General features: G+C 40.5%; 6 protein-coding genes. All 6 read left to right on the forward strand.

From position 1 onward, the window contains the following. Window positions 1-130: 130 nt before the first annotated feature. Genes pspF through H5058_RS07225 form a run of 6 tightly spaced genes read left to right on the forward strand, consistent with a single transcriptional unit; the run spans window position 131 to window position 6540 of the window. Complete coding sequence (pspF, locus tag H5058_RS07200) at window positions 131-1216, forward strand: phage shock protein operon transcriptional activator (RefSeq protein WP_182677462.1); 1086 nt, start codon at window positions 131-133, stop codon at window positions 1214-1216. A gap of 48 nt (window positions 1217-1264) precedes the next feature. Then, window positions 1265-2872, forward strand: coding sequence for an ABC transporter substrate-binding protein (locus H5058_RS07205; RefSeq protein WP_182677464.1), 1608 nt, complete (start codon window positions 1265-1267; stop codon window positions 2870-2872). Further along, complete coding sequence (locus H5058_RS07210; protein WP_011328710.1) at window positions 2872-3906, forward strand: ABC transporter permease subunit; 1035 nt, start codon at window positions 2872-2874, stop codon at window positions 3904-3906. Before H5058_RS07205 ends, H5058_RS07210 begins: the two co-directional genes overlap by 1 nt. Continuing rightward, a complete protein-coding gene (locus tag H5058_RS07215) occupies window positions 3893-4786 on the forward strand; it encodes an ABC transporter permease subunit (RefSeq protein WP_011328711.1) in 894 nt (297 codons plus the stop codon). Before H5058_RS07210 ends, H5058_RS07215 begins: the two co-directional genes overlap by 14 nt. Continuing rightward, window positions 4787-5779 carry an oligopeptide/dipeptide ABC transporter ATP-binding protein gene (locus tag H5058_RS07220; RefSeq protein ID WP_011328712.1) on the forward strand — a complete coding sequence of 331 codons (993 nt, stop codon included), beginning with the start codon at window positions 4787-4789 and terminating at the stop codon, window positions 5777-5779. It begins immediately after the preceding gene. Next, window positions 5779-6540: an ATP-binding cassette domain-containing protein gene (locus tag H5058_RS07225; RefSeq protein ID WP_011328713.1), complete on the forward strand. Its 762-nt coding sequence runs from the start codon at window positions 5779-5781 to the stop codon at window positions 6538-6540. Before H5058_RS07220 ends, H5058_RS07225 begins: the two co-directional genes overlap by 1 nt. The last annotated feature ends 264 nt before the right edge of the window (window positions 6541-6804 follow it).

Here is a 6804-nt window from a genome sequence, read left to right on the forward strand (position 1 = left end):
CTTGCCAACTTTATAAAAGTTAAAATACATAATTTATTCATAGAGTTAAACTCAAATTACAAATTACTTTAGTTATCTCCCATTATGAAATACACTAACTGTTAGTAAAAATGACTAAGAGTTAGGAAATATGAGCCAATATCGCCAACAAGATAACTTACTCGGCCAATCTGATAGCTTTTTATCGGTACTTGATCAGGTATCGCAGTTAGCTAACCTAGATAAACCAGTGCTTATTATTGGTGAGCGTGGCACAGGTAAAGAGTTAATTGCAGCGCGTTTACACTTTTTATCTAAACGTTGGGATCAAAGCTATGTAAAACTCAACTGTGCGGCGCTTAACGAAAACCTGCTCGAAAGTGAACTATTTGGCCATGAAAGTGGTGCTTTTACTGGCGCTAGCAAACGCCACGAAGGCCGCTTTGAACGTGCAAACAGCGGAACTTTATTTTTAGATGAGCTAGCAAACACCTCCGAAATGGTACAAGAAAAATTGCTACGCGTAATAGAGTACGGTGAATTTGAGCGTGTAGGCGGTAAACAAACAATAAAAGTAGATACGCGTTTAGTGTGCGCTACTAACGAAGATTTACCTTATTTAGCACAGCAAGGTGAGTTTAGAAGCGATTTGCTCGACCGCCTGGCTTTTGATGTAATAACCCTTCCCCCACTGCGTGAACGCCAAGGCGATATAATGCTGCTTGCAGAGCAGTTTGCAATGAATATGGCGCGCGATTTAGAGTGGCAATTGTTTAGCGGTTTTACCCGTAGTGCCACAGAAACACTGCTTAGTTATGATTGGCCTGGTAATATTCGAGAGCTAAAAAATGTGGTTGAGCGCAGTTTGTATCGCCATGGGAGTGAACAGATCCCCGTTCATCAGATTATTTTAGACCCATTTGAAAGCCGTTTTAGGCCAAAACCACGAGTAAAGCCCACTGCTTTTGTTAATAATAACATTAATACTCCTGAGCCAGCGGTTGCCGCAGCGCCGGTTGCTCAAGCACTACCAAGTGCAGCGCCTATTAATACTGAGTTTCCATGTAGCTTAAAAAAACTCTCTAACGACTTTGAAATATTAATGATTAACAAAGCTTTAGAGCATAGCCAATTTAATCAAAAGAAAACTGCAGAAGTACTGGGTTTGACGTATCATCAATTACGTGGCTATCTGAAAAAATATAACTTGCTATACCCAAGCGACACCAAGGGGTGAGTTTCAGTTTACTTAGTTATAGTTCAATAATAGTTAGAGGTTACGCAGGTGCATAAATTATTACTTGCTTTGCTATCAACCAGCCTTATAGGGTGTATAGATAGTAAAGAAGAAATCTTAAAAGAAAAAAACCAAGGCTTAGTTTATTGCGCTGAAGCAAACCCTGTGTCGTTTAATCCGCAGGTAACAACGACAGGCTCAACTATAGATATTATTGCCAATCAATTATACGACCGTCTAATTAGCATTGACCCTGTTACTGCTGAATATCAAAGTGAATTAGCCACCGATTGGAAAACGAGTAAAGACGGTAAATCGATTACTTTTACCTTACGTAAAGACGTAAAATTTCATAACACGGCGTACTTTACGCCGTCGCGGGATTTTAACGCCGACGATGTTATTTTTACTTTTAGCCGCTTATTTGATGTTTATAATCCGTATCACTTTGTTGGCGATGCTAATTATCCTTACTTTCAGAGTGTAGGAATTGATCAGCTTATTCGTAAAATTGTACGTGTGTCTGACTATCAAGTACGGTTTGAGTTGTTTAATGCCGAAAGTAGCTTTTTAGCCAATATGGCCACCGATTTTGCTGTTGTATTGTCACAAGAATATGCCATGCAACTAAAAGCCAGCGAACAAACCAATTTGTTTGATCACTACCCAGTAGGCACAGGCCCGTATATTTATAAAGAGTATAGGCGCGACCATTTAGTGCGCTTTTATAAAAACCCAGTTTATTGGAAACACGACGTGGTACTGGATCAATTGGTTTACGACATTACCCCTAACGGCACCACGCGTATAGCTAAAATGCTCACCAAAGAATGTGATGTCACTGCTCATCCAAGTAGCGCGCAATTGAGTATTTTAGCCCAGCGCGACGACATTAATGTAGAAAAAGAAACTAACTTAAATATTGGCTACTGGGCATTTAATACTGAGCGCCCCCCTTTTGACGATATACGAGTACGACAAGCACTCGCTCATGCAATTGACGTAGATAAAATAATGCAGGCTGTGTATTACGGCAATGGTATTCGCGCTCAATCAATTTTACCACCCACCTCGTGGGCGTTTGAACCACAAGCTAACATTCCAAATTTTGACCCTGCTTTAGCCAAAAAATTACTTATTGAAGCTGGCTTACCTAATGGCTTTAACATGAACATTTGGGCCATGCCAGTGAGTCGTATTTATAATCCTAATGCCCGTAAAATGGCCGAGCTAATGCAAAGTGATTTACGTAAAATAGGGGTTAAAGTGAGTATTATAGAATACGAATGGAATACCTTTATTCAGCGTGTTGGCGAGCACCGACACGACAGCGTACTGCTTGGCTGGGCTGCCGATACGCCCGACCCTGATAACTTTTTTAGCCCTTTGCTAAGTTGCACGGCCACCTTTAGTGGTAAAAATGCCGCAAATTGGTGTAACCCACAATTTGACTCTTTACTTAACCAAGCGCTTAGTACAACCGATATAGCACTGCGTAAACAATATTATGACGCTGCACAAAGCATGATTATTAATGAGCTACCTTTAATACCAATAGCCCACGGCATGCGTTTTCAGGCAAGCAGTGCTGATGTAGAGGGCATAACGCTCGGCCCATTTGGTGCTATTTCGCTTGCTAATGCGAGGAAAAAATAATGCGCTTAGATTATATTTTACGCCGCATTGGTTTATTTGTTTTTATGGTATTAATGCTTAGCGTTTTTACTTTTTTACTGAGCTTTTTATTTCCTGGCGATGCATTAAGTAATTTAAGCGGTATTCCCAGTAATAACTTTGCGCAACACACCCAGTTAGAAGATAAGTATTTATATAATAGTAATTATTTTATGCAATATATCGCTTTTTTAGGGCGTATATTGCAAGGTGATTGGGGACTGTCGTTTGCCTCTGGAGATAGCGTGTTTTCGCAAATACTCGACTTAATTCCTGCCACACTCGAGCTTAGTATATACGCGCTGTTTGTTTCGGTTGTTATTGGTGTTCCTACAGGCATATTAGCCTCTGCTTATTATAAACAATGGCCCGATAAGCTTATTTCCTCTACCACTATGATAGGCTATTCCATGCCTATTTTTTGGTTAGCATTATTACTCATTATGCTATTTTCATTGCAACTGGGTTGGTTTCCAATGTCAGGAAGAATGAGCTTACTCTATGAAATACCACCCACTACAGGTTTTATTTTAATTGATATTAGCTTGGCAAGCTTTCCGTACCAGGGCATGGCTTTTATTGACGCCTTACACCACCTTACCTTGCCTACCATAGTACTGGCTATGTACCCCACTACGGTATTAATACGCTTTACTCGCGAATCTATGCTTAAAGTAATGGATCAAAACTTTATTAAAACAGCGCGCGCAAAAGGCCTTAATCGCAGGCAACTTATAATACACCATGCGCTGCGTAATGCATTGTTACCGGTAATTAAGCAAATTGGTTTACAATTTAGCACGCTTATTACGCTGGCAATGATCACTGAAATTATTTTTTCGTGGCCTGGGATTGGCCGCTGGTTAATTGATAGTATTTATCAGCGTGATTACCCCGCTATACAAGGTGGCTTAATGGCGGTTTCTTTATTTATTATTTTTGCCACCATAATCGCAGAGCTAATTTATACTCTATTCGACCCACTCTCACGGAACCAAGCTCATGGCAAAGTTTAACTTATTTTCTGAAGAGTCGAATAAATCGCCCCTAGCACGGCTGTGGCGAAAATTTAAAACCAACCACCCTGCACTCGTTGGTTTATGGGTGTTTATTGCTTTTGCTTTACTGGCCGCCAGTGCACCTTTTTTAGCCCCTTATGGGGTTAATCAGCAACATAGTGATGCCTTACTTATTCCGCCCTCGTGGCGCGAAATGGGTGACGTACGTTTTCTTTTAGGCACCGACGATTTAGGCCGCGATGTGCTCTCTAGATTAATGAACGGCGCAACGTATACATTTGGCTTATCAATTATTGCAGCGTTTTTAACCACTGTCATTGGCTTACTCGTAGGCACTTTTGCTGGTATTAGTCGCGGGCTTCGCTCCAGTTTTTTAAATCACTTACTGGATATAACGCTTTCTATTCCGTCGTTGTTGCTGGCAATTATTATTATAGCGATATTAGGCCCAGGTTTAATGAATACCGTATGGGCAATTATTTTGGCACTGCTGCCGCAATTTATTCACTCTATTCGCAACTTAATTGTAGATGAGCTGAGTAAAGATTACATCACCGCTTATCGGCTCGATGGCGCCTCTAATTGGCATATATTGTCGCGAGGGATTTACCCTAATATATATGAATATATAGTGGTTATTTTTACCATGGCGCTCTCTACTGCTATTTTAGATATAGCCGCTTTAGGTTTTTTAAAATTAGGCGCGCAACCACCTACAACCGAATGGGGTGCAATTTTAGCCGAAAACCTCGGGCTTATATATTTAGCCCCCTGGACTGTAGCCCTACCAGGCGTACTGTTGTTTTTAGCGGTACTGTCAACAAACTTAGTAGGCGATGGACTTCGCCAAGTTTTACAAGCGCGTAAGGCTGATTAAATGCAATTACTTGATGTTCGAAACTTAACCATTGAATTACACACCTCTGAAACCGTTATTAGAGCCGTAGACAGAGTGAGCTTTAGTTTAAAAGAAGGCGAAGTACATGCTTTAGTGGGTGAATCTGGTTCTGGGAAGAGCTTAATCGCCAAAGCAATTGTAGGAGTGCTTAATGAACGCTGGGTAATAACAGCTGATAGAGTGCATTGGCGCGGGGTAGACTTAATGCGTTTAACCCCAGAACAACGCCGTAAAGTAGTGAGCCAAGACATAGCAATGATCTATCAAGATCCGAGTCGCTGCCTTGACCCTACCGCTAAAATATTTGATCAAATAGCCGAAACCTTACCTGAGGTAGCAAGTAAAGGGTTTTTCTTAAAGCGTAATCGCGAGCGCAAAGACAGAGTAAAAGCACTTATTCATAAAGTCGGTATTAAAAACCACGAAGAAATACTTAGCAGCTACCCCCACGAGCTTTCAGAAGGGGTGTGCCAAAAAGTGATGATTGCTATGGCAATTGCGCGTACGCCAAAATTATTAATTGCAGATGAGCCCACCACCGCACTTGAAAGCACCACCCGTGCACAAGTATTTAGATTGTTAAAAAGCTTAAATCAGTTAAAAAACATGTCTATTTTAATGATTTCTCATGAGCTAGAAGAAATTGTTAACTGGTCGCATACTATTCATGTTTTATATTGTGGACAAATGGTTGAAGCAGGCCCAACGCATCGTATTTTTAGCCAACCACGCCACCCTTATACGCAAGCACTACTAAAAAGCCTACCCGATTACGAACATGGTTTGGCGCATAAAGAGCCTTTTTACGCGCTTAAAGGCACCATTCCTACGCTGCAACATTTACCAATTGGTTGTCGGTTAGGGCCGCGTTGCCCGCAAGCACAAAGAGAATGTGTTATTGCGCCAAAGCTAACTAAACACCAAGGGCATAGTTATGCGTGTCATTTTCCGCTGATCAAGGAGATGAAATAGTGCAACCCTTACTAAAAGTACAAGCATTATCAAAAAGCTTTAATTTACGGGCTGGATTATTTAGCCGTAAAAAATTTGCAGTACTTAAAAATATTTCGTTTAGTGTTGGCAAAGGCGAAACCATAGCCATAATTGGTGAAACTGGTGCCGGAAAAAGTACCCTAGCAAAATTACTTGCCGGAGCCGATAGCGCTGATAGCGGGCAAATTTTACTCGAAAACAACATAATCGAAAATAACGGCATTCGCGATCCACAATGTCGCCATATCAGAATGATTTTTCAAGACTCAGCAACCTCGCTAAACCCGGCACTGACTATTGCCGACATGCTCGATGATTGCCTGCAATTTAATACCGATTTTGACAAACAACAACGCGCCGAAAAAATAGACAGCACCATGTTAAAAGTGGGGTTATTAGTAGATCATCAACAATATTATCCGCACATGTTCAGCATAGGGCAATTACAGCGTGTAGCGCTTGCTCGCGCACTTATATTAGATCCTAAGGTTGTTGTGCTCGATGAAGCACTTTCATCTCTAGACCCCTCTGTACGCGCACAAATAGTTAATTTATTACTAAAGCTACAACTAGAAACCGGATTAACCTATATATTAATAACCCATCACCTTAGTTTAGTCCGCCATATTAGCGACCAACTGGTAGTACTAGAACGAGGCGAAATTGTTGAATACGGCCCCACCGAAGCAATATTCCAAAATCCCCAATCGAAAATAACGCAAAAATTATTGAGTTGTTGATGAGACAATCCAAGAAAAAACTAACTTCAATACGTAAAAGTGTACGCGTTTAGGTTTGATTTAGAACATAATTAAACCTGAACGTCTGAAAAACTAAAATGTTAAAAAATTAAAATGACACCCACTCTAATAATTAATTCCTTTGGTGTTTATCTAAACAAACATTGCTAGGCTTAAAAGCATCCTTAATTTTTAAAATCCCTCTGCTTATTCAAATAACGCGTATTAAACTGCTTTTTTATTCATTTTTAGGCATGCGAAATA

It is taken from the genome of Pseudoalteromonas sp. SR45-4, from assembly GCF_014163535.1.
In the GTDB taxonomy this organism is placed as follows: Bacteria; Pseudomonadota; Gammaproteobacteria; order Enterobacterales; family Alteromonadaceae; genus Pseudoalteromonas; species Pseudoalteromonas nigrifaciens.